Source organism: Porcincola sp. LCP21S3_C12 (assembly GCF_052118625.1).
Classification (GTDB): Bacteria; Bacillota; Clostridia; order Lachnospirales; family Lachnospiraceae; genus Porcincola.
Genome location: NZ_JBQKGW010000027.1, coordinates 1 through 19,968, shown reverse-complemented (window position 1 = coordinate 19,968; position 19,968 = coordinate 1). Strand labels below are relative to the sequence as shown.

24 protein-coding genes are annotated in these 19,968 nt (G+C 50.1%); all 24 read left to right on the top strand.

The features are described 5' to 3' along the window. Positions 1–293: 293 nt before the first annotated feature. The 24 genes from ACTQ1N_RS11580 to ACTQ1N_RS11465 all read left to right on the top strand — a co-directional run bounded on the left by ACTQ1N_RS11580 (position 294) and on the right by ACTQ1N_RS11465 (position 19,881). Positions 294–776 carry a GNAT family N-acetyltransferase gene (locus tag ACTQ1N_RS11580; RefSeq protein ID WP_441956851.1) on the top strand — a complete coding sequence of 161 codons (483 nt, stop codon included), beginning with the start codon at positions 294–296 and terminating at the stop codon, positions 774–776. A 26-nt stretch (positions 777–802) separates the two neighbouring features. Continuing rightward, positions 803–1,267, top strand: coding sequence for a nucleoside deaminase (locus ACTQ1N_RS11575; protein WP_441956850.1), 465 nt, complete (start codon positions 803–805; stop codon positions 1,265–1,267). Between the two features lie 66 nt (positions 1,268–1,333). After that, positions 1,334–1,615 (top strand): glutaredoxin family protein, encoded by a 282-nt coding sequence (locus ACTQ1N_RS11570; RefSeq protein ID WP_441956849.1) that lies wholly within the window; start codon positions 1,334–1,336, stop codon positions 1,613–1,615. Positions 1,616–1,644: 29 nt separating this feature from the next. Then, positions 1,645–2,184 (top strand): flavin reductase, encoded by a 540-nt coding sequence (locus tag ACTQ1N_RS11565; protein ID WP_441956848.1) that lies wholly within the window; start codon positions 1,645–1,647, stop codon positions 2,182–2,184. A 308-nt stretch (positions 2,185–2,492) separates the two neighbouring features. Continuing rightward, positions 2,493–4,889, top strand: a complete 2,397-nt coding sequence (locus tag ACTQ1N_RS11560) for an NlpC/P60 family protein (protein WP_441956847.1) — start codon at positions 2,493–2,495, stop codon at positions 4,887–4,889. 27 nt (positions 4,890–4,916) lie between these two features. Then, positions 4,917–7,070 (top strand): NlpC/P60 family protein, encoded by a 2,154-nt coding sequence (locus ACTQ1N_RS11555; RefSeq protein WP_441956846.1) that lies wholly within the window; start codon positions 4,917–4,919, stop codon positions 7,068–7,070. Between the two features lie 80 nt (positions 7,071–7,150). Beyond that, the gene (locus ACTQ1N_RS11550; protein WP_441956845.1) at positions 7,151–7,420 is read left to right on the top strand and encodes a hypothetical protein; all 270 of its coding nucleotides are present in this window, start codon (positions 7,151–7,153) and stop codon (positions 7,418–7,420) included. Beyond that, positions 7,404–7,682, top strand: a complete 279-nt coding sequence (locus ACTQ1N_RS11545; protein WP_441956844.1) for a DUF4160 domain-containing protein — start codon at positions 7,404–7,406, stop codon at positions 7,680–7,682. The genes ACTQ1N_RS11550 and ACTQ1N_RS11545 overlap by 17 nt, the downstream gene beginning before the upstream one ends. Positions 7,683–7,764: 82 nt before the next feature. After that, positions 7,765–8,424 (top strand): hypothetical protein, encoded by a 660-nt coding sequence (locus ACTQ1N_RS11540; protein ID WP_441956843.1) that lies wholly within the window; start codon positions 7,765–7,767, stop codon positions 8,422–8,424. Between the two features lie 13 nt (positions 8,425–8,437). After that, positions 8,438–9,631, top strand: a complete 1,194-nt coding sequence (locus tag ACTQ1N_RS11535; protein WP_441956842.1) for a hypothetical protein — start codon at positions 8,438–8,440, stop codon at positions 9,629–9,631. Positions 9,632–9,651: 20 nt separating this feature from the next. Next, a complete protein-coding gene (locus ACTQ1N_RS11530) occupies positions 9,652–10,779 on the top strand; it encodes a hypothetical protein (protein WP_441956841.1) in 1,128 nt (375 codons plus the stop codon). A gap of 68 nt (positions 10,780–10,847) precedes the next feature. Continuing rightward, positions 10,848–11,204: a hypothetical protein gene (locus ACTQ1N_RS11525; RefSeq protein ID WP_441956840.1), complete on the top strand. Its 357-nt coding sequence runs from the start codon at positions 10,848–10,850 to the stop codon at positions 11,202–11,204. Positions 11,205–11,355: 151 nt separating this feature from the next. Beyond that, positions 11,356–11,757, top strand: a complete 402-nt coding sequence (locus ACTQ1N_RS11520; protein ID WP_441956839.1) for a plasmid mobilization protein — start codon at positions 11,356–11,358, stop codon at positions 11,755–11,757. Continuing rightward, entirely contained in the window at positions 11,729–13,339 is a 1,611-nt protein-coding gene (locus ACTQ1N_RS11515; protein WP_441956838.1) for a relaxase/mobilization nuclease domain-containing protein, read from the top strand. The genes ACTQ1N_RS11520 and ACTQ1N_RS11515 overlap by 29 nt, the downstream gene beginning before the upstream one ends. Next, positions 13,323–14,186 (top strand): hypothetical protein, encoded by an 864-nt coding sequence (locus ACTQ1N_RS11510; protein WP_441956837.1) that lies wholly within the window; start codon positions 13,323–13,325, stop codon positions 14,184–14,186. Before ACTQ1N_RS11515 ends, ACTQ1N_RS11510 begins: the two co-directional genes overlap by 17 nt. A 2-nt stretch (positions 14,187–14,188) precedes the next feature. Next, positions 14,189–14,356 carry a hypothetical protein gene (locus ACTQ1N_RS11505; RefSeq protein WP_441956836.1) on the top strand — a complete coding sequence of 56 codons (168 nt, stop codon included), beginning with the start codon at positions 14,189–14,191 and terminating at the stop codon, positions 14,354–14,356. Further along, entirely contained in the window at positions 14,349–14,864 is a 516-nt protein-coding gene (locus ACTQ1N_RS11500; RefSeq protein ID WP_441956835.1) for a JAB domain-containing protein, read from the top strand. Before ACTQ1N_RS11505 ends, ACTQ1N_RS11500 begins: the two co-directional genes overlap by 8 nt. A gap of 61 nt (positions 14,865–14,925) precedes the next feature. Next, positions 14,926–16,041 carry a DUF5688 family protein gene (locus ACTQ1N_RS11495; RefSeq protein ID WP_441956834.1) on the top strand — a complete coding sequence of 372 codons (1,116 nt, stop codon included), beginning with the start codon at positions 14,926–14,928 and terminating at the stop codon, positions 16,039–16,041. A 20-nt stretch (positions 16,042–16,061) separates the two neighbouring features. Next, on the top strand, positions 16,062–16,187 hold the full coding sequence (locus tag ACTQ1N_RS11490; protein ID WP_441956833.1) for a hypothetical protein: 126 nt from the start codon (positions 16,062–16,064) through the stop codon (positions 16,185–16,187). A gap of 1 nt (position 16,188) precedes the next feature. Then, positions 16,189–16,500: a hypothetical protein gene (locus ACTQ1N_RS11485; RefSeq protein WP_441956832.1), complete on the top strand. Its 312-nt coding sequence runs from the start codon at positions 16,189–16,191 to the stop codon at positions 16,498–16,500. Then, positions 16,497–17,111: a septation protein SpoVG family protein gene (locus ACTQ1N_RS11480; protein WP_441956831.1), complete on the top strand. Its 615-nt coding sequence runs from the start codon at positions 16,497–16,499 to the stop codon at positions 17,109–17,111. Before ACTQ1N_RS11485 ends, ACTQ1N_RS11480 begins: the two co-directional genes overlap by 4 nt. A gap of 95 nt (positions 17,112–17,206) precedes the next feature. Further along, positions 17,207–18,247: a hypothetical protein gene (locus ACTQ1N_RS11475; RefSeq protein ID WP_441956830.1), complete on the top strand. Its 1,041-nt coding sequence runs from the start codon at positions 17,207–17,209 to the stop codon at positions 18,245–18,247. 20 nt (positions 18,248–18,267) lie between these two features. After that, positions 18,268–18,777 (top strand): hypothetical protein, encoded by a 510-nt coding sequence (locus tag ACTQ1N_RS11470; RefSeq protein WP_441956829.1) that lies wholly within the window; start codon positions 18,268–18,270, stop codon positions 18,775–18,777. A 60-nt stretch (positions 18,778–18,837) separates the two neighbouring features. Then, entirely contained in the window at positions 18,838–19,881 is a 1,044-nt protein-coding gene (locus tag ACTQ1N_RS11465; RefSeq protein ID WP_441956828.1) for a recombinase family protein, read from the top strand. Positions 19,882–19,968: the final 87 nt, after the last annotated feature.

Genomic DNA, 19,968 nt, shown 5'->3' with positions numbered 1-19,968 from the left:
ACGGCATAAAGCAATCCGATGTAAAATCCATCAGAATAATTTATGCTGTGCCTCTTTTTAATTTGATTGAATGTGGTATGGTTTAGGACCAGATAAAATGCGGGATAACACCATGTACAAACTCTTCAACACCAACTTCCACGAACTGGTGAAGATCCGTAAGAGCAGAGTCAAAGGAGAAGTCAAGAACCCAGACTTCCTGTACGGACAGCTGGACAGCTGAAAAGGAAAATCGCAATATGAATCCCGCTCCGAATGTACTAATATAAGAATCAGAATTTCGGAGGTACAGAATGATAATAAGACATACTTCAATGGGTGACCTGGATCAGATGGTTCGTATTGAGGAAGTTTCCTATCCTTCTGCAGAAGGAGCGTCCAGGGAGAGTATATGTAAGCGGATTCAGACGTTTTCGGACTGTTTCTGGGTACTTGAGGATAACGGGAAAATTGTTGCATTTATCAATGGGATGTCAACAAATGAAAGAGATCTGACGGATGAGATGTACGATCATGCTGAAAAACATGATCCGAATGGCCTCTGGCAGATGATTTTCTCTGTTGTTACAGACCCGCAATATCGTGGCAATGGGTATGCTACGAAGGTAATGGAAAAGCTGCTCCAGGATTGTCATGAACGTGGGAAAAAAGGCGTCGTTCTCACCTGCAAGGAGAAACTGCTTCCTTTTTATACACGGTTTGGATTTATGAATGAGGGTGTTTCGCAGTCCACGCATGGCAATGTAACATGGTATCAGATGAGATATACATTCTGACAGATCTGAATTTTAAAGGAGACAAAATGAACGATGAGACTTTTATGCGCGAGGCAATCAGACTGTCTGCAGAAGCAGTAAAACATGGAAACGAACCATTTGGAGCTGTACTTGTTAAGGATGGGAAAATCGTTTTCACAAATGAAAACCAGATTTATACCATGCATGATCCTGGCTTTCACGCTGAGGCTGGCTTGATTCGGCGCTTCTGTGCTGAGACAGGAATTACTGATCTATCTAATTACGCTTTGTATTCCAGCTGCGAACCATGCTTTATGTGCAGTGGCGCTATGGTTTGGGTGAAACTTGGCACATTGGTCTATGCTGCAAGCAATAATGACCTGGAAGAGATACTTGGGAACGAAGGCTGCAATTGTTCGAAAATTGTATTTGATCATTCGTTTCACAAGCCGGTGGTCCGCACAGGGGTCTTACGTGACGAGAGCCTGAAAATTCTGAAGGATTACTTTAGGAATCATAACAAAGGGTGAAAAAAGTCTGGCTTGCAACTAACGGATCTCACCAATGAAAAATGAATAGAATAGTGGAGGTAGAAGATGAAGGAAATACTGATGTTTTATAGAGATGACTGCGGTTACTGTGATATGGCTTTCAAGGCTTTGGAGGAGCTTGAGAGTATTCACCCAGAGTATGCGGAGATTCCCTTCCGGAAGATAGAAGAAACACAGGACCCGGCCTATGCGGACAAGTTTGATTATTATGCAACGCCGACCTTCTATGTTGGTGGTGATAAAATCTTTGAGGCTCACATTGGCCTTAAGTATGAACTGATGAAGGACGAAGTTGAAAAGGTATTGAAGACTGCAGCAGAGGGATGATGAATTGAAAAGAAAGTGAGGAAAGTCATATGAGCGATTTTGAAAACAACGGCTACAAAGTATTTGATTTGTTTCGGAAGCAATGGGCGGTGGTAGCTGCAGGAAATATGGAGAAATTTAATGCCTGCACAGTAAGCTGGGGAAGCCTCGGAACACTGTGGACAAGACCAGGACATTCTGGCTCTATTGTTACAGTATATCTTTATCCAACCAGATATACCCGTGAACTGGTCGCAGAAAATGAGAATTTTACGGTTAGCTTTTTTCCGAAGGATTACAAAAAAGCCCTGGCAATTCTTGGAACGCGGTCTGGAAGAAATGAAGATAAGATTGCCGTATCAGGATTGACTCCGATACCAGTTGCAGGAAGTGTCGCATTTAAAGAAGCAAGTCTGACTTTTGTTTGCAGAAAGATATACCAGCATCAAATGACAAAAAGCGACCTTGCACAGGATATCCAGGATTATTATGCAGCGGACCCGAAAGCCTATCCGCCTGTGTCTGGGAGTGGAGAATGGGAACCACATTGGGTATTCGTAGGAGAAATCACAGAAGTGCTGGAAGGATAACAGTTTGTCGAGAAGAGGCATGAAAGGCATGGATGATATGAACGGAGATGGTTTTCTTTGGACGGCTCGGTTGTTTCAAGATTCTGTGCCGATAGCTGCCAGATACTTTTCATCCAGACAGGAGCGTGATCAATTTGTCAAAGACCATCAGGGATGGAGGAAGAGAGGAAAGATCTGCGCCGGCAATCTGGAGAAGCATACAGACCAGGTTTAGACAGAGTGATCTCATCAAGACCGATTGCTATAGAGACTGAAGACGTAAGAGTCTACAGTCTCTTTTTTATACCCTCATATAGGAGGTGGTGCTCTTGAGAAAGATAAAAACCGCGATGGACGTGCAAATTCGCCAGAGAAAAGGTCCGTCGTTCCAGAATACGGATCAGCAGATCCGGCAGGCTGCATCACTCAGAATCAGAGGTTCATTTGCCCTGAGGGAAGAAGTAATCTCGGAACTTCCTGAACGGTATCGGAAAACATTGATGTCAATGCCTCCGGGACAGCAGGAACAGATCCTTTCGGCAATCGAGAGGAAGATTGATCGGAAGATTTCCAGCGTAGCAATGTCAGCTGAGGCAGCAAAACTGAGCTTTCCAAATCAGGCCAATTCTGACAGAGGGGGTTCTTCGAAACAGATCGAAGCCAGAAGACAAGCCGTCGCACAGAAATATCGGATTCCAAGCCGGAAGGTTTCCGCGAAGATCAAGCCGGAAATGCTACCTTATGGAGATATTTTCGTCGGAGGCAGGTATGATTCCGAAACCTGGAAAACTGATCTTTCCGGTGTTCCGCCGGATGTAAGGAAAAGGCTGATTCAGAAGAGGCTGAGTCAGTACCAGGTGGAACAGACACAGTCCGGACAGGCAACCACTTCAAAAAGTCGATACATGCGAACTGTATTAGGTGCAGAGACTGCCAGAAACCAGGAGATTCTTTCAGAAATTGACAGAGTAGATTCTGAGAACAGTCAGCTGCGGAGAAAGTCTCATATTCAGGAAGAAGCCCCAAAGCAGAATCTTATAGCAAGCCAGAGGATAAAGAAAAAGTCATCTGGTGCGCCTAAGGAATTGTCTACTGGAGAAGCATCATCAGGCAGGAACAATCCGGGTAGGGCAGATCCAAGGGCAGGACCGGCTGTTAATGATATATCGATAATAAGCGATATAAATACGGACAACATATCGCAAAGCAACGATATATTCAAGACTGACGATCTCATTCAAAGTACAGGCATTGAATCCTATGAGCAGTTTCTGATGTCTTCTGCGAAGACCAGGGCTCAGAAAGCGGAGATCCGGAAAGCAATTCAGAAGGCTGTTTCCGGCAAGTCAACCAGGGAAACTCGGCGGGTCCTGCAGGAAGCCACTCTCAGGGCTGCTTATGCTCAGAGGAATGTTTCCGGTGTCTACAAAGAACTGCTTGCCGGAGCTGGCTTTACTGAAGGCAGCGAAAAAGCTGAGGCTCAGCTGGCATACCAGAAGCAGGTCCGAAAGGTCATGAAGAATGAGTACCGGAAACAGCTGACCGGAAAGCTTTCCAGACTGAAGACGACTTCCGTCATGAAAAAAGTCCAGATGCAGAAAGCCCGGCAGGAGCAGTTTAAGGAGGATGAACAGAACAGAGCTCAGTCGGATCAGTTTAGGCAGTCTTTCGGGCTGATGTCCAAAGGGACAAAGATGCTGAAGAAGCTGGCGGAGGATGCCAGAAAAGCAATCAAGGCGCTGCTGACAAAGCAGCTTCCGCTGATGATCATTCCGGTCCTGATGGCAGTGATCATTCCGCTTGCTGCAACGATCATGCCGCTGTTCAGCGCTCTCACGGCAACATCCTATCAGGACAACGAAGTCTACGCATATGCGGATGCCACAGAACTGATCGAGTACGCAAAGTCTTGGATCGGGAAGATCCCTTATGTCTGGGGAGGAGGCCATGGAGGAGGCCCGACCGCCTGGCAGAGCGGGTGTGACTGCTCCGGATTCGTACACGGAGTCTTTAACCATTTCGGATACGAAATCGGCGGAGACACCGGAGCGATGGAAACGCAGGCCGGCACTCACATTGCTTACGATTCTCTTGCCCAGGCCCAGCCAGGGGATGTCCTGATCTACTATCGGACTGCCGCACATGTGAAGGGAGACCCCAACGGAAACGGATCGACACACGTGGCCATTTACATCGGCAATAACCAGATCATCCATCAGTCCGGAGGAGTTCACATTTCCAATGAATACCACCAGTACCTTGAAGTGAGGCGGGTCCTGACTCCGGATGTCGGAGGACGCGGGAACATTTACGGAGGACTTGGCGGTATGGGGTCCTACGGTCATAAGACGGATGCGACCAACTATTCCCAGTCAGATCTGGAACTGATCTGGGCAATCGTAGCCCAGGAGGACAACGGATCTTATAAAGGAGCGCTGGCTGTCATCTCGGCTGCAATGAACCGGGTCGAGTCCCCGAAATGGGGCTACGAAGGCAAGAATGCCCTGGCTCAGCTGACGGCGCCCGGCCAGTTCTGCTACAGCAATGACACCTACTGGCAGGCAAGACTGGGAGGAAATGTTCCTGATTACGTCAAGCAGGCGGTCAATGATTGTCTGAAGAAAGGAAAAAGGAATCACAACCATACGAGCTTCCGCAGCACGAAAGGCAAGGTGACAGGAAATGACGCAGTGCAGATCGGCGGCAACTGGTTCTTCGATTACTAAGAGAAAGGAGCGTCACAGAAAAAGATCATGAGATGGAAAAGGATAACAGCTTTGCTCTCCGGGGCAGCCGTTCTGATGACTACGGTCATGGGCGGCTGCTTTTTTGTACCGGCTGCAGAGACGGAAATGGATCAGCAGATGGTGATCACATCGGAAAGCACATCTGACGGAACGGAGAGAAACTCAGAAAGGGAAATGATGAACAATGGAACAGGAGCCACGGAAGCGCCGGAGACCGTACCTGAGGAGACAGCTCCGGCTGCAGAAAAGGGAACGGAAAAAGCAACAGAACAGATTCCTGAAACAGAGCAAAAGTCGGAGGCCGCTTCGGAAACACAGAAAGGTACCGAAACTATACCGGAGACCGAACAGCAGCCTGGCAGTGAAAAGGGTACGGAAACAGATGGTCTGGTAAAAGAGTCAGAAACGGAGAAGATCAGTGAAAAGACAACCGAGCAGGCGAGTGAAAAAGAAACTGGGAAAGCGACCGAGTCGGCAGAGTCAGAACCCGTAACGGAGAAGTCTTCTGAATCAGAGACCGCATCAGAATCGGAGACAGCAGTGGAACCACCATATGAGGAGGAGACAGAAACAGAGTCTGAGACAGAGATCACTCTGGAGGAGGTGCCGGATGAGGAGGAAACCGAGAGCGAGTCGGAGGAGGATTATTCTTCCGACAGCTATTACTACAACGGCAGCTACTGGGATCCGAGTTGGTATTTCAAGCGCGATTTCCGTTTCTCCCAGGTGAAGAAACAATATGCGATCGCGGAAGGAGAGAGGAGCAACCGAATCTATGAAAAGCCGGACCAGAAGTCCGCGATCGTCGGGGAGCTTCCCTTCTTTGGACTTGCGTGTGTCCTGAAATCAGTCGGCGACTGGTCCTACATCGAGTCCGGAAATGTGAGAGGCTTCATCCCTTCTTCGGTTCTGGAGACTGGGCGGGATACTTCCCGAATGGTTGAGGTGATTGGTGAGAAGGGCTTCGATCAGGCTACTCCGGATGTTGAGATCGCGGACAATTCTGCATTCACTTACACTCAGACAACCACGCAGGATGTTGTAGCAGACAAAGACTCCGCTCTGGTCGTAGCCGATTCGGATGTGCTCGAATACCCGAAGGAAAATGCTCGCGCAGTCGGCAAGGCGGCTTCCGGGAGCGTGGTTTACATTCTGGCAGAACCCCAGCATGAAAATGGCTGGTATTTCGTGGAGTCAGGCGATGTGAGGGGGTTCATCCGATCCGGAGATCTTTTCTGCGGTGACCTGGTTGGAAGCATTCTTCAGGATAAAGGCGATGAGTCATTTGCAAAAGAACTGGTCGATCCGGAGGACAACCGGTCCCTGTACTTCTCACTGAAGTCGGTGAAGCCGGCAGCCTCTTCGATGGGAGAAGAGATCGCCCAGTATGCCACCAGCTTCATCGGAAAGATCCCATACATCTGGGGCGGAACGAGTCTCAGTTATGGGGCCGACTGTTCCGGCTTTGTTCAGAGCATCTACAGGTCCTTCGGAATCAACCTTCCGAGGATTGCACAGGACCAGGGAGCAAACGGTGAAGTGGTTCCGGATGTGTCTGACGCTCAGCCGGGCGATGTGGTCTACTGGGGAAGCAATCCCCATGTAGGCATCTATCTGGGCGACGGCAAGGTCGTTCACTGCAGTGGCCATTCCTACAACACAGCGGAGAATCCGGGGACAGGACCTATGATCAGTAACGTGGACTTCATGCCCATCACATCGATCCGGCGTTACATCATCCTTCAGGATGATAGCCAGGGAATCGCGGAGACCGGCTTCCGGACAGACGGGACCGAGTATTCGCAGAAACAGATGGAACTGATCTGGGCTATCGTCGCACAGGAAGACAACGGCTCCTACCAGGGAGCACTGGCAGTCATTTCCTCGGCGATGAACCGGACCGAGTCAAGGAACTGGAGCTATGAAGGCGGCAATGCCTTAAGCCAGCTGACGGCACCCGGCCAGTACTGCTATTCCATGGACAACTACTGGAAAGCAAGGCTGAACGGCAATGTTCCGGACTACGTAAAGCAGGCGGTTGATGACTGCCTGAGGCACGGCGTCCGCAACCATGAACACACCAGCTTCCGGAGCAGGCAGGGAAAGGTCACCGGGGCAAATGCAGTGCAGATCGGCGGAAACTGGTTCTTCGGCACATAATGGTAGAAATCTGTTATACTGACAGCAGAGTGAGCAGCCTTATGGATAATGACAGATGTTATCGCTGAAAGGAGATCCGAATGAAGAATCCTTATGTTACATTTCCGGATGAGACAGAAATTACCCATTCTGACCTTCTGCCAGATGGGACTGTGAAAGTTTACGTGGAGACACCGGTAGACGACGGCTTTCACAATGCGACTTGCATCCTTCCATCCTATGATTGGATCGATATTGAGGGGTATTCGCAGGAAGAGATGAAAAAATGGGATGAGTTTATTCATCACAATGCGCATATCATTCTGAGCCTTGCAGCGGAAGGAGGATTCGAGCGTGCCACAGCTGTTTAAATTTGGCGGATATTGCATATACTTCTGGTCCAATGAGAACAAGCCTCTGGAACCGGTTCATGTCCATGTCGCATATGGAAGACCTTCCAGGACTGGCACGAAGATTTGGATCACAAGTGAATCCCGTGCACTGCTTGCCAACAATAATTCAGGCATCCCGAAGCCGCAGCTGAACTACATCATCCGTTTTATCGAAGCAAACAGCCAGATGATACTGGAGAGCTGGGCTGAGCATTTTGGACAGATTTCATATTACTGCTGATTAACTGCATACTCGTAATAATTTGGAAGAGCATCGACCTTGAGGCCGGTGCTTTTTTCGTACCTGAAAAGGAGATGACAAAGTGGACAGGAAGAAAATGAGAGCCTATATCCTGATCTTCAGTGTCTCTGTCCTAATCTCCATCTACCTTCCGATGCTGATCGATTCCATATCTCAGCGGATGGTGGACGGGATGGTGAAGGAGACAGAGGAGACGGAAGCAGTGACGGAGAGCGGTCCCGGAATCGCAGGGACGCTGCCGGGAATGAACAGGGAAGAGACAGATGGTGGTCCTGATGAATCAGAGACCGAAGGCCGCAGCATGCAGGCCGGAAAGGAGGAGGCAGAGTTGAGGGACGGACAGAGGACGGAGACGGATTCTCCGACAAGCGTTGCGGAAATCCAGAAGCAGAAGGAGGAGAGGGATGCCGGACTTCAGAAGTTTTGTCAGTCTTTTCATCCGGAGATCACGGAAGCTTATTCCGGAGTTCAGGAAGCCTTCATCGGAGATCATGCGGTCGAGTTCGACCATGCCATCGCAGACCATATCTACCAGGCTTATGGAGATCTCTACAACGTGACCCGAGTAGAGCTTATGGAAATGCTGGATGAGACGAACGATGAGATCCGCTGTATGGTCCGGGTCTACACGAAGTCAGGAGACAGGAATTATTCCCAGGACTATATCGTCGTTTACAGCAAGGCATACGACTTCTACAGCGTCTATGCCTACAACAGGTAAGGAGGAAACGGACATGTATCCAAAGAGGTCTAACAACAAGCCGATTCTGATCACGGTCGGTGTCATGGCTGCAGTTGCCGCAGCTCTAATAGCCGCCAACGTGATCGTAAAGAAGCCGAAGAAGCCGGCAGAGACGGAAGCTCAGAAGCACAGCGTTCTCATCTACAAGAGTTCGGACGGCAGCATCGAGTATGATAAGAAACTCTTCAAGAGCGAGGATGACGAGAAGCTGATGCTTTCCGCTGAGCCGGAAGAAATGATCGCCTTGGTGGTCCATCCGGTCGAGGGCAAGTACTTCGATGATGTATCGATCAACGCGACCGGTGACATTTCCACCAGTTACTCCTATCTGGTCAATGACGCAGACGGTGACAACAAGAGGATCAACTTCGTCATGCCGGACGAGGACATTCTGGTCAACCTGAAGTTCACGGACAAGGAAAAGGAGCCGGATGAGGACAAGCAGGAGGAAGAGCAGACAGAGGCGGAACCGGCTGTTGAGACACCGGAGACCAATCCCTACAACCTGACCATTCACGGACTTACGGCATCGATCCTCCAGTCTTACAGCGGACAGTTCGATGACCAGGCATTCCTTCAGCAGCTGGGCGACCAGCTTCACATCAGCTCCGCAGCATCCGAGTATCAAGGCGTTACGGACGTGACTTTCTCTGAGGAAGAGTACAAGAAAGAAGACGGGGACGAGCAGGTCTACCATTACATCTATTTCAACAATGACCCCAGGTGGGAGGCTCTTGCCGTGTACTATCCGAAGGAGAAGAAGTACCTCTTCACCGAAGTAGAGCGGGAAAGTGAGATTTCCCAGAGTGAGACACAGTCAGAGACTCGGCCGGCTGCCCCGGCAAATACCGGTTCTTATTCAGGAGGATCGGGCGGAGGCTACAGCGGCGGAAGCTATTCCGGCGGATCCTCCGGCCAGCAGGAAGAAGTGACCACTTCGTTTGATATCCTGCAGGTCTCGACAAATCTGCTCAAGTATATCGGAGGCAAGGATCAGTTTTACGACAAGGTATTCGATTACGTGCTGAAGAGCGGAAAGACAGGGGAGCTGGTCGGCACCATGAGCAGCTATGAACTTCAGCCGGACCAGAACAGGGCTCTGTTCTCCATTGAACTGAATACCGGCGAGACGATCGAAGGAACCTATGATAAGGCAGCTGATAAGTTTTCCTTCAGCGGTCTTTGATTCTGAAGAGGGGGAGATGCATGGACAAGGATGAGAGAAATGATTTCCGGCAGGAACCTTCTCAGGAAGAGAAGGGACCGCTCAAAGGATTCAGAAGAAAACAGTTTATTCGAAGACTGGCAGGGAAAAGCGGTCAGGATGACAGCCAGGAAAATCTGTCACCGGATGAAGCAGACAAGAGAAGACGACGGAGAGTGAAGCTGACGGCATTCGGAGCTGTAGCCTGTACGGTCCTGTTCCTTGCCACAGCTGCAGAGGTAGCCAGAATGCCGGATACTGACAGCTCAGGCCCATCCACCGCCCAGGTGATGAGTGAACTGAGTGCTGCGGAAACCGCCAGTTCGACTGGGTGGTCAGATGCGCTGGAGACTGAAGCAGTCACCCCGCAGACAGAGCTTTCAGAAGAGCAAAAGCAGGAACTGATCCGTCAGGGTCAGGAGTCCATGAAGGCCCAGATCTTCGGGGACGGAGATGCGAGCGGGATCAGCCCTTATCTTACGATCACCGGAATGACGGACAAGGAGAAGAGGGATGCCGGATTCAAGGAATCTGACTTCCTCAGACAGGCGGGGCTTTTCCTGAAGGATAGGGGAATCAGCACAAAGCGGATCATTGTCGAGAATCAGATCGACAGCTCACTTCCGGACGCAATGGCATTTCAGGGGAGACTGGAGAAGCAGGACGGCAAGAGCTTCCGCTTCATTCTCTTCCCGAAGATGCCGGGGGAGTACATCTTCCTGATCGAGGAGAAGGAGACGGAAGTACAGCCTGAGACGCTGACGACAGAGACATCTTCTGGAGCAGACAGTCAGAACAGCGGACAGCCAGCCCAGAACACGGTACAGCCCCAGACTCAGGCACAGCCTCAATTCCAGCAGGAAACGGACAGCGGTTACGATGCCACTCAGATGAGCATCAGCTCCGTACCGGAAGAACTGCTCAACTACCTGGATAACCGTTACGTCTTCCAATACAGCCTTTATGACTATCTTTTCGGAAAAGGAAAGAAGGACGTGAACAGTGCTGAAGTGACGGATTACTCAATCGACGCAGGTACCAGGCAGGCGACCATCCGGCTGAAACTTGATGACGGTTCGACACTAACCGCAGTTTACAGCAAGGACAGCGGCAAGTATTCCTTCTCCTGAATACAGCCAAAGCAGGAAAGCCGCTGAGAAAGCGGCTGATCAGCTAATGATGAAAAAAGGGAGGAGGCATGGATGCAGATATCATACTGGTCTGTGAAGGAATCGGCAGAAATGTCTCTGACGATCCGGCTGCCGACCTGAGAAGACTGAAAGAGCTTAGGCTCATTTTCAAATCTGGAAAGATTCTTTACGGAGAGAGAGTCTTTCCGCTGAAGATGAAAAACCAGAAATTCAAACAGAAGAGACAGGACAGGGCAAAGAACGATGCTCTGGAAAAATGCTGGATCCTTGGCAGAGATGCCGAATGGATCTTTTTTATTGTCCAGCCGAAAACGCTGATCAGGCTTCTCGCTGTGAAAGGGGTAACCGCTTCGGACATGGCAGAAAGTGAGCTGATCGAACAGCTGGGACAAAAAAGGAGGTGATGGACCGTGAAAGATTTTAATTTTCTGAGGGGCCAGGGGATTTTCCCCTGATGGATGGCTGGTCTGCCAAAGGCGTATCTTGCTCCCTCAACGTACTATTTTTTGAAAAAATACGGAAAAATATCGAGGAAAACATGGAGGAAAAAAGACGATGATGGTATTCGCTTATTATCCGGACAGACAGGAAGGCTGCCGAACAAACAGGATCACACTCAGACTTACGGATTCTGAGATGCAATGGATCAAGGATAGCGCCTGGAGGTCAAGAATGAGTCAGGCAGAATTCATTCGGTCCAGAATATTCAGCTCCAAGGTACCGCAGGTTCCGGAAGAGCTGAAAGCCCTTCTCCATAAGCTGGACTACAGTGTCAGCAAGGTAGGGAACAACATTAATCAGATTGCTCACAATTCCAATGCAGTAGGTTATGCCAGTAATCCAATGATCAGAAAAACACTGGGATTGCAGGAAGAGCTTGAAGAGAGGTGCCAGGAGATTTGCAACAGAATAGTGGAGTTCATACAGAATGGCTGTAACGAAGCTGCTTCGGATTAAGGAAAGAACGCATGGCGATTCATCGGGAGGCCTCAAGTCCGCATTGAAATATATCTGCAATCCTGACAAAGCGGCTCTGATTGGAGGAAATGCAGGGCAGAGTCCGGACAGGGCATATTCTGTGATGAAGAGAAACAAGGAGTACTGGAACAAGCCCGGCGGAAGTGCGGGATTTCATTATGTAATTTCATTTCCGCCGGGCAGCAAAGTTGATGTGAATACGGCTGCAGCCATAGCAGAAGACTTTACCCAGGAGCTGCTTGGCGGAAGATATTACTACACTTATGCTGTCCACACGGATCAGAAGCATATGCATGTCCACATCGTTTTTGATTCTGTAGCCATCGATGATGGAGCCAAGTACCATTCACCGAAGGGTGACTGGGAAAAGAGAATTCAGCCGATCTCGGATCGGGTGTGCCAGAAGCATGGACTACCTCCGCTGGAGTACGGGGAGGACAGAAAGTTTGTTGATTATGGAGAGTGGGTCTCCCGCAAGGAGAAGGAGCGGTTCAACAGGAAACATCCGGAGGATAGTCCAAGGGAGGTGAAGAAAAAATGGGAGAACAGTCATCCCTACATCAATCACTGGTTCGATCTGATCCGGGACGATATTGATGAGGCGATTCTGCGAAGTCCTTCCTACAGCAGTTTCCTGAAATATATGGAATCGCTTGAGTATACGGTCCGGGATGGTAAGTACCTGTCACTGACTCCCAAAGGAAGAGCAAGAGCGGTGAGGAGCCTGCGGCTTGGCAAAGGCTACTCGAAAGAAGAGATCCAGCAGCGAATCGAATATGTGCGTTCTCATCCGATCAGCCCGGATGACTTCAGAACGTACGGAGATATGGAGACGGTCCGCCGTCTCCTTTTTGCTGCCAGGAAGAAAGACAGGAGGTGGCATATGAATGAGTTTCAGCGAAGTTTTTACAGGAGATGGCGAAATACCTGTCTGATCCGGAAGCCTGATTTCAGAGGCAGGAGGGGCAGCAGGACCATTGTCCTGAGTCTGGAGGAGCTGACCGACAATCTTCAGTTTCTGATCCGGGAAGATATCCGGACTGAAGAAGAGTTGGTCAGCAGAAGAGCTGACTTTGGAAATGAGCGGAAAGCCGTCCAGTCGGAGCTCTCCTCTGTAAAGACACAGCTCTACCGGAATGACATATGCAGGAAGGTAAAACGCAGAGAGACCCTCAGGGAAAAGTTCTGGCTCAGCGCGGATGAGCAGGAAGAACTGAACAGGCTGGATGAGGAGATCGGGAAGGTAATGCCGGTCAGTCAGGCGGTCCGCTACCGGAACAGCCTGATCAACCGAAAGGCCGCCTGCCTTGCGCAGCTGCGGGAACTCAGAGAAAGGGAACGCCTGGTCAGGAATATCGAGTGGCAGTTTGAAGATGAGAAAGCTGGAAACCTTGACCGGGGAGACTACAGGGAGATGCAGCGCAGGCATGAGGAAGAACTGAAGAGACAGCAGGCTGAAGAGGAGAGACAGAAGAAGCAGAAGAAACAGGCTGGCGCGGAAGAGACCGGCCGGACTGAGCATGCTGAAGAAAGGAGCAGGAAAGATGGAAGAGAGAGATAAGGAACAGTTGGAGCAGACTGCAGGCAGCGAGGAAGATATCGTGATGCCGCCCAAGAGGGGAAGAGGCCGCCCGAAGAATGAGGAGCCGGATTCGTCTACAACTGCAGAGTCACAGGAAACCGGAAGACGGGAAGACCGGGCAGAGGATGCCGGTGACAGCCGGCCCAGCAAGGTAAAAGCAGCTTCTGCAGAAGAACAGGTGCAGGATTATCTATTTTCAGAGAAAGGCATTCAAATAATCGCAGAGCTTGTGAAATCACAGAATGAAGCACAGGCGAATATGATCCGTGCACAGACTGAATTTTCCAATCAGGTCATGGACCGGATGGATAACTACCGGATGCAGATAGCAACATTGCAGAGTGAGAGTGCAGAAAAGGAGAGGGCAAAGTTACAGTCAGATATCCTGTCAGCTCAGGACAGGCTGGATGAATATCAGGAAAACATCCATCAGCTCAGATTACAAATCGATCTGTTAAACCGGGACAATATGAAACTGACCAACAAGAATGAAACACTGATCGAACAGAATGAATCACTCAGGCAGCAGGTGAAGGCTCTGAAGAATCAGTGCGATACACGGCAGGAAAAGGAAGCTGAGGAATCGCCAACGCAGAAACAGGTGTCGCAGATTTCATTCCCACAGGAGGGATGGATTAAGCGAAGACGGAGGAGGCGTTTCCTGAAGAAAGTCCTTGAGAGTACGGATTTTTCGGATGATCAGAAGGAGGTGATCCGGAAAGCAGACGCCAGAGGCATCCCATTTGAGATGCTGGTTCAAATCTGCAACCCTGCTATCCAGGCGGCAAACATGGAGAGAATGATCACCTACTCCAAGGAGGGATGAGAGTGAAGAATGGAGAAAAAGAGACAGAAATGCAGGCCTCCGCCGCAGTCTTCTGGGAGAGAAAGTTTCCGGATAAGGAGCCAGTCATGAAGATGGAACCGTACATCGTGAAGGAGCTCCTGAGGGCTATGCCGGACGGAGTGGTCATGGAGATCTATTTCGATGAATAAGGAGAATGGGCTTGAACTGGTGCGGATCAGGATGATCCCGGATCGGACCCTGAGATCTTCGGAGCCTGTTAGCGGGGTCAGTGATGCCGTAAAGCTTCTGACCAGAGAGTTCGGGGACTTGGACCGGGAGATTCTGATGGTCGTCAATCTGACAAACCAGCTTCAGGTCATCAATGCAAATATCTGCAGTGTCGGGACACTGAACTATACGGTTGCACATCCAAGGGACATATTCAAATCAGCAATCCTATCCAATGCGTCCTGTTGTCTGATCCTGCACAATCATCCGAGCGGCACTCTACAGCCGTCGGAGCAGGACCTGGACATGACCAGGCGGATGGTCAGCGCCGGAAAGATCCTGGGCATAGAAGTGCTGGACCATGTCATCATCGGGAGAAGCGAGATGGAATACGTAAGTCTCAGGCAGGAGGGGCTTATGGAGACCGATGCTCAGGACTGGAAGGAAATGGAACAGGCTGCGGACAGGCAACCGGAACATAAACTGTGACGAAGATCGCGGCAGAAGGCCGGGGTCTTTTATTTTTGAAAAGAGCAAGGAGGAACACTACATGATGAACTTTAAGGATTTTTGTGACCAGATCGAGAAGAATGTCAGCAGCTACCTGCCGCCCCAGTATCAGGGGGCACAGATCAGGATACAGAAGAACCGCAAGGTAAATCTCGGTGATCTTGCAGGAGTGTCAGTTACTATGCCCGGTCAGGCATGCGGGCCGGTCATCTATCTGAACAACTATTACAAAGATGTGGCAAAAGGCAATATGACTATGAGCCAGGTCTTTGAAGGAATCGCGCGGGAAGGAACCGAATCGCTGGATAAGCTGAAGAACACGGAAATCGGCGGATTTAATCCCAGTATGCTCAGTGTCTGGTCTGCGATGAAGGACAGGATTTATCTCAGTGCAGTCGGACTGACAAGGAATAAGGATCTTCTTTCTACCGTTCCGCACAGAGAAATGGGGGATATCGCCTGCACCTACCGGATCCATCTGAAAGGACCGGACGGATCTGACGGAACGATCCTTGTAAATAATCAGATGATGGATACATTCCACGTCAACGAGGAACAGATTTTTCAGGCAGCGGTTGAAAACACTCTGAAGAATACACCGCCGACCCTCAACAGGATGTCCGTTGTGACCAGCTGCATGATGATGCAGCAGAGCGGACACAGGGAGGAAACAAAAGAGAGGCTTCTTGACAACAATCTGCTTGATGTCGACACCCTGAAAAAAGGAGAGCCTGAGGAACAGAATCAGAGCTCGAGAGATGAGGAGACCCGAAGTGAAGGCCATGACCAGATCAGCCTGGATGATGACCTTCCGCTCTTTGTCCTGACGACTTCCGCTATGACACTGGGAGCAGCTGTTGTCTTTGTTCCCAATGTCCTGGAGCAGATCCAGCAGAAGATGCCGGAAGGCTTTTTTGTCCTGCCTTCTTCCATCCATGAAGTCATGATCGTTCCAAGGAAGCTCGGAAGTGATCCCCGTCAGTTGGACGAAATGATCAGCGACATCAATGAGACCCAGGTCGATCCGGAGGACCAGCTGTCCGATCTCTGCCATGAGTATGACGCTGACAGGAAGATGCTGATCTGCCCGACTGCGCCGGAGCTGAACAAAGTGAAAGATGAAGAGCCGGAACTTGTTCCGGGCGTGAGCCTGTAAGAGGAAGGAGGACGATGGATATGGATACACGTACACCAAAGGAGCGGAGGAAGCTCATGAACCGGCTGATGGCATACAGGAAGGAATATTTCGTCCTGAGTATGCTGAGGCTTCTCTGGGACGACTATGGCTGGGAGGAGGTCTGACATGGATGAGGAACTGAAGCGGATCGAAGATGAGATCCGCAAGTCGAGAGAAAAACGCCAGGCTCTGGAAGCCAGGAAGAACCGGAGACTGAAAGAAATCCGGGGAAAGCAGGAGCGGGACAGGACCGTCTGGCTGAAGAAGATGAGTACTGTCCTGGATAAGCTCCTGACTGAGATGGAAGGGAAGACCTATTTCTATCAGGTCACCCAGGAACAGATTGCGGAGGCAGTGAAGCGGGGCGGCATCGTCCCCGCTCCGCCTTCCGGGGAAAAAGCAAAGCCCAAGGCAGCAGCTAAGGAGGAAAGCAGATGAAGATCAGAGCAGATATGAAGCCGGCAGGCAGTGACAAGATCATCGCATTCGGAGACGTATATCTGGATGAGAAGGTGGTAATCCACAACGTCCGGGTGGTTCAGGCAGAAAAGAACGGAAGCATCTACCACTTTGTGTCATTTCCTCAGAAAAGGACTGACAAGGATAAATGGGATTCCTTCATCTACATCAAAGATAAGGATCTCAGAAAGCAGATCGAGGATGCCGTCAACCAGAGCGTGATGGAACGGATGAAACTGGAGAAGGAGCCGGTCGATATGACGGTCGATGTACGGATCTTCAATAAGGATGAGACCAGAGCCTATGCGACGATCAACTATGCCGGCCTGGTCAAGATCGACGGCGTCCGGATCTGTGAGAAGGAAGGGGAACTCAAGGTGATCTATCCATATGAGAAGGTCGGGGAACAGTATCAGAACATCGCCGGTCCCGTTTCACCGGGAACGCGGAAACGCATGAATGAGGCTGTGATCAAGGCTTATCAGGACAAGAGGCTTGAGGTGGACAGAAACAGAGACAAGGCACCGGGACCGGAACCTGATCCGGCACTTGCGGACGTGACTCTTCCATGGGACAAAAAGTCACTCTGACAGAACGGATCTGAATGAAGAGGGCTGCAGCATGAGAATGGAGGAAATTCTCTGTCTGCAGTCCTTTCCGTATACATGAGGAAAGGAGGATACGGATGAGTGAAGTCGGAGAAGCCTCTCAGATCGTTATTGCGACCGGAAGAGGACTCTATCTACTCGGCAATATCAGTCTCAAGGCAGCACTTCAGGTTGCCAAACTGATCAATACCATCTGGCTTTCCAAATGGAAAGGCAGGACATTTCTGGGACGTCTTCGGTCAATCAAGGGCGAAGACATGATGTACCTGAATGCAGGAAGTGAAGATCAATATGAACTGAAGGCTATCGAGAAGGAAATGAAAGCACACGGGATCCTGTTTGCAAGGATGCCAGATCTCTGTGGCGGGGACGGCCGTACCCAGTATGCTGTTTCTGTCTCGGAGGCCCCGAAGGTCCGAGCGCTGCTTATCGATCATGCAATGGGACCCAATAAGGAAATATATCTGGGTATGCTCAGCGAGAAGGACTACCTGTCTACCGCATTCACGAGAGACGGAGAACCTACGCCGGAGTTTCAAAGCCTTTTGAAGGAGAGAGAAGCTCCATCCTCTTCGGAAAAAGAACCATCTTTCGGTACTGAGTATGGAACACCGGATATGCAGAAGAGGGATATCCAGAATGCCTTTGAGGATGTACGGGTCCGCATGCGCGACCTGGACGTGCAGGGACTCGGAAAGCAGTATCAATGGATCTCCGGGCCGCCGGTGTCCGTGATGAAGAATTTTGCCGAATATCAGCTTAGCGGTGACCAGACGGTATTTGTCCCGCTTAAGGATGCAGTCCTTCCCGGAAATGCTGCGGACGCCAGAAATATGGGCGCTGCTTTGTTCCGTGACCATTCCTACACAGTCACTAATCTTCAGACTGGCATCTTCCAGAGCCTTGCGGGGCCGGTGGTCATGGCAATCATGAAGGAAGCTGCAGCCGGACGGACAGCGCCAAAGCAGACGGTCGCTGCCAGAGAGGTATCGAAAACCCAGACGGAGAACAAGATTGGAAACGGCCTGGAAGGACCGGTTTCGGCTCTGGAAAGCCTTAGCAATGCCCTGGGCAGGGGAAAGACTGATATACCATCTCCTTTTGAGAAGACGCGATAAGAGAAGGGAGGAAGACATAAGTGGAAACTTCCAAAAAGAACGGCAATCTTGCCTTCTTCCTGATCTTTCTTCCTGTGGCAGTTTACCTCGGCTATGCGATAGGCCTTTTGGATGGGAGGAATGTGACACTGGATAATCTGAAGGAACAGATTGTTTGGGCACTGCTTCATCCTCTGCCGTTCCGCATCACAGGCATGACTCTAAAAGGGGTTCTGATCTGTGCAATCATCTGGTTTGTCATATTTCTGAGAGTGACTTCCATGGACCGGGATGTGAAACCGGGAACCGAGTATGGAACAGCCAGATTTGGAACCTGCCAGGAGATCAACAAGAAGCTGGAAGATCAGGATCCCTCAAAAAACAAGATCCTGTCACAGAACCTGAGAATGAGCCTGGATACCCATAAGACAGGACTCAACAATAATGTAATCGTCATCGGCGGGTCCGGAGCAGGAAAATCCTTCTATTTTGTTCAGCCTAACGGATTCCTCGCAAACAGCTCTATGATTTTCACGGATCCGAACGGATAATTTGAATTAAGACAAATGTCTATGTAAGAAATTCGGAGTTACAACACAGGAGGACTTCTAATGAAAAGCTATTCATCATCGGGAGAAAAGATCACAGCCCTGTATGAGCGGCTGTCAAGAGATGATGAGCAGCAGGGAGACTCCAACAGTATCATCAATCAGAAACAGTATCTGATGGACTTCTGCTCCCAACAGGGCTTTCAGAACATCCGGCACTTTACCGACGATGGTTATAGCGGGACCAACTTTGAACGCCCGGGGTTTCAGGAACTGCTTGGAGAAATCAATGCTGGTCATGTAGAAACCGTGATCGTAAAGGATATGAGCCGTTTCGGAAGAAACTATCTTCAGGTCGGCTACTACACAGACATCCTCTTTCCTGAAAGACACATTCGTTTTATCGCAGTCAACAACAACATCGACAGTGACCGACCGGGAAGCAATGACTTCACACCGTTCCTGAATATCATGAACGAGTGGTATGCAAAGGATACGAGCCGGAAGATCCAGACAATCTTTCATGCAAGGATGCAGAAAGGACTCCGATGCAGTGGAGCTGTTCCCTTCGGCTATACCCGGAATCCCGGAGACAAGCAGACTCTTGTAGTTGCTCCGGACGAGGCGGTTATCGTAAAAAAGATATTTCGGATGGCGGCGGATGGACTGTCCCTCACAGAGATTGCCAGAAAGCTGATGGATGAGAGAATTCTTAACGCAACCGCCTTCCGGCAGAAATACCACCCGGAGAACGTTCACAGCATCCGTTACAAAGATCCTTACTATTGGTCTGCAACGGGAGTCAGCCATATTCTGAAGCGCAAGGAATACCTGGGGTATACGGTCCTTGGCAAGACAAAGAGCGTGGATTTCAAAAGAAAGAAGAAAAGAAATATTCCGGGTGAAGAGCAGCTTGTCTTTCCCAATACTCATGAACCGATTATTGACCCTGAGACATGGCAGCAAGCCCAAAGAATCATGAACCGCAGCGCGAAGAAGACGGTTCTGGGAATCACCAGCAGACTATCCGGCCTTGTATACTGTGCTGACTGCGGCGAAAGGATGAGGTATTCGTCCTACCGGGCTGTTGTCCGGCAAATTAAATGATGTCCCATCCGGCAGATTATTTCGCGCCGATTTTGGATTTCTACAGATGTGTCAGTCACTTTAAAAGTAACTGTTTCTGCGAATTGT

Coding starts and splice junctions, on each gene's coding strand:
- ACTQ1N_RS11580 (WP_441956851.1), top strand. CDS start 294: ATGATAATAAGACATACTTCAATGGGTGACCTGGATCAGATGGTTCGT.
- ACTQ1N_RS11575 (WP_441956850.1), top strand. CDS start 803: ATGAACGATGAGACTTTTATGCGCGAGGCAATCAGACTGTCTGCAGAA.
- ACTQ1N_RS11570 (WP_441956849.1), top strand. CDS start 1,334: ATGAAGGAAATACTGATGTTTTATAGAGATGACTGCGGTTACTGTGAT.
- ACTQ1N_RS11565 (WP_441956848.1), top strand. CDS start 1,645: ATGAGCGATTTTGAAAACAACGGCTACAAAGTATTTGATTTGTTTCGG.
- ACTQ1N_RS11555 (WP_441956846.1), top strand. CDS start 4,917: ATGAGATGGAAAAGGATAACAGCTTTGCTCTCCGGGGCAGCCGTTCTG.
- ACTQ1N_RS11550 (WP_441956845.1), top strand. CDS start 7,151: ATGAAGAATCCTTATGTTACATTTCCGGATGAGACAGAAATTACCCAT.
- ACTQ1N_RS11535 (WP_441956842.1), top strand. CDS start 8,438: ATGTATCCAAAGAGGTCTAACAACAAGCCGATTCTGATCACGGTCGGT.
- ACTQ1N_RS11530 (WP_441956841.1), top strand. CDS start 9,652: ATGGACAAGGATGAGAGAAATGATTTCCGGCAGGAACCTTCTCAGGAA.
- ACTQ1N_RS11525 (WP_441956840.1), top strand. CDS start 10,848: ATGGATGCAGATATCATACTGGTCTGTGAAGGAATCGGCAGAAATGTC.
- ACTQ1N_RS11520 (WP_441956839.1), top strand. CDS start 11,356: ATGATGGTATTCGCTTATTATCCGGACAGACAGGAAGGCTGCCGAACA.
- ACTQ1N_RS11515 (WP_441956838.1), top strand. CDS start 11,729: ATGGCTGTAACGAAGCTGCTTCGGATTAAGGAAAGAACGCATGGCGAT.
- ACTQ1N_RS11510 (WP_441956837.1), top strand. CDS start 13,323: ATGGAAGAGAGAGATAAGGAACAGTTGGAGCAGACTGCAGGCAGCGAG.
- ACTQ1N_RS11500 (WP_441956835.1), top strand. CDS start 14,349: ATGAATAAGGAGAATGGGCTTGAACTGGTGCGGATCAGGATGATCCCG.
- ACTQ1N_RS11495 (WP_441956834.1), top strand. CDS start 14,926: ATGATGAACTTTAAGGATTTTTGTGACCAGATCGAGAAGAATGTCAGC.
- ACTQ1N_RS11490 (WP_441956833.1), top strand. CDS start 16,062: ATGGATACACGTACACCAAAGGAGCGGAGGAAGCTCATGAACCGGCTG.
- ACTQ1N_RS11485 (WP_441956832.1), top strand. CDS start 16,189: ATGGATGAGGAACTGAAGCGGATCGAAGATGAGATCCGCAAGTCGAGA.
- ACTQ1N_RS11480 (WP_441956831.1), top strand. CDS start 16,497: ATGAAGATCAGAGCAGATATGAAGCCGGCAGGCAGTGACAAGATCATC.
- ACTQ1N_RS11475 (WP_441956830.1), top strand. CDS start 17,207: ATGAGTGAAGTCGGAGAAGCCTCTCAGATCGTTATTGCGACCGGAAGA.
- ACTQ1N_RS11465 (WP_441956828.1), top strand. CDS start 18,838: ATGAAAAGCTATTCATCATCGGGAGAAAAGATCACAGCCCTGTATGAG.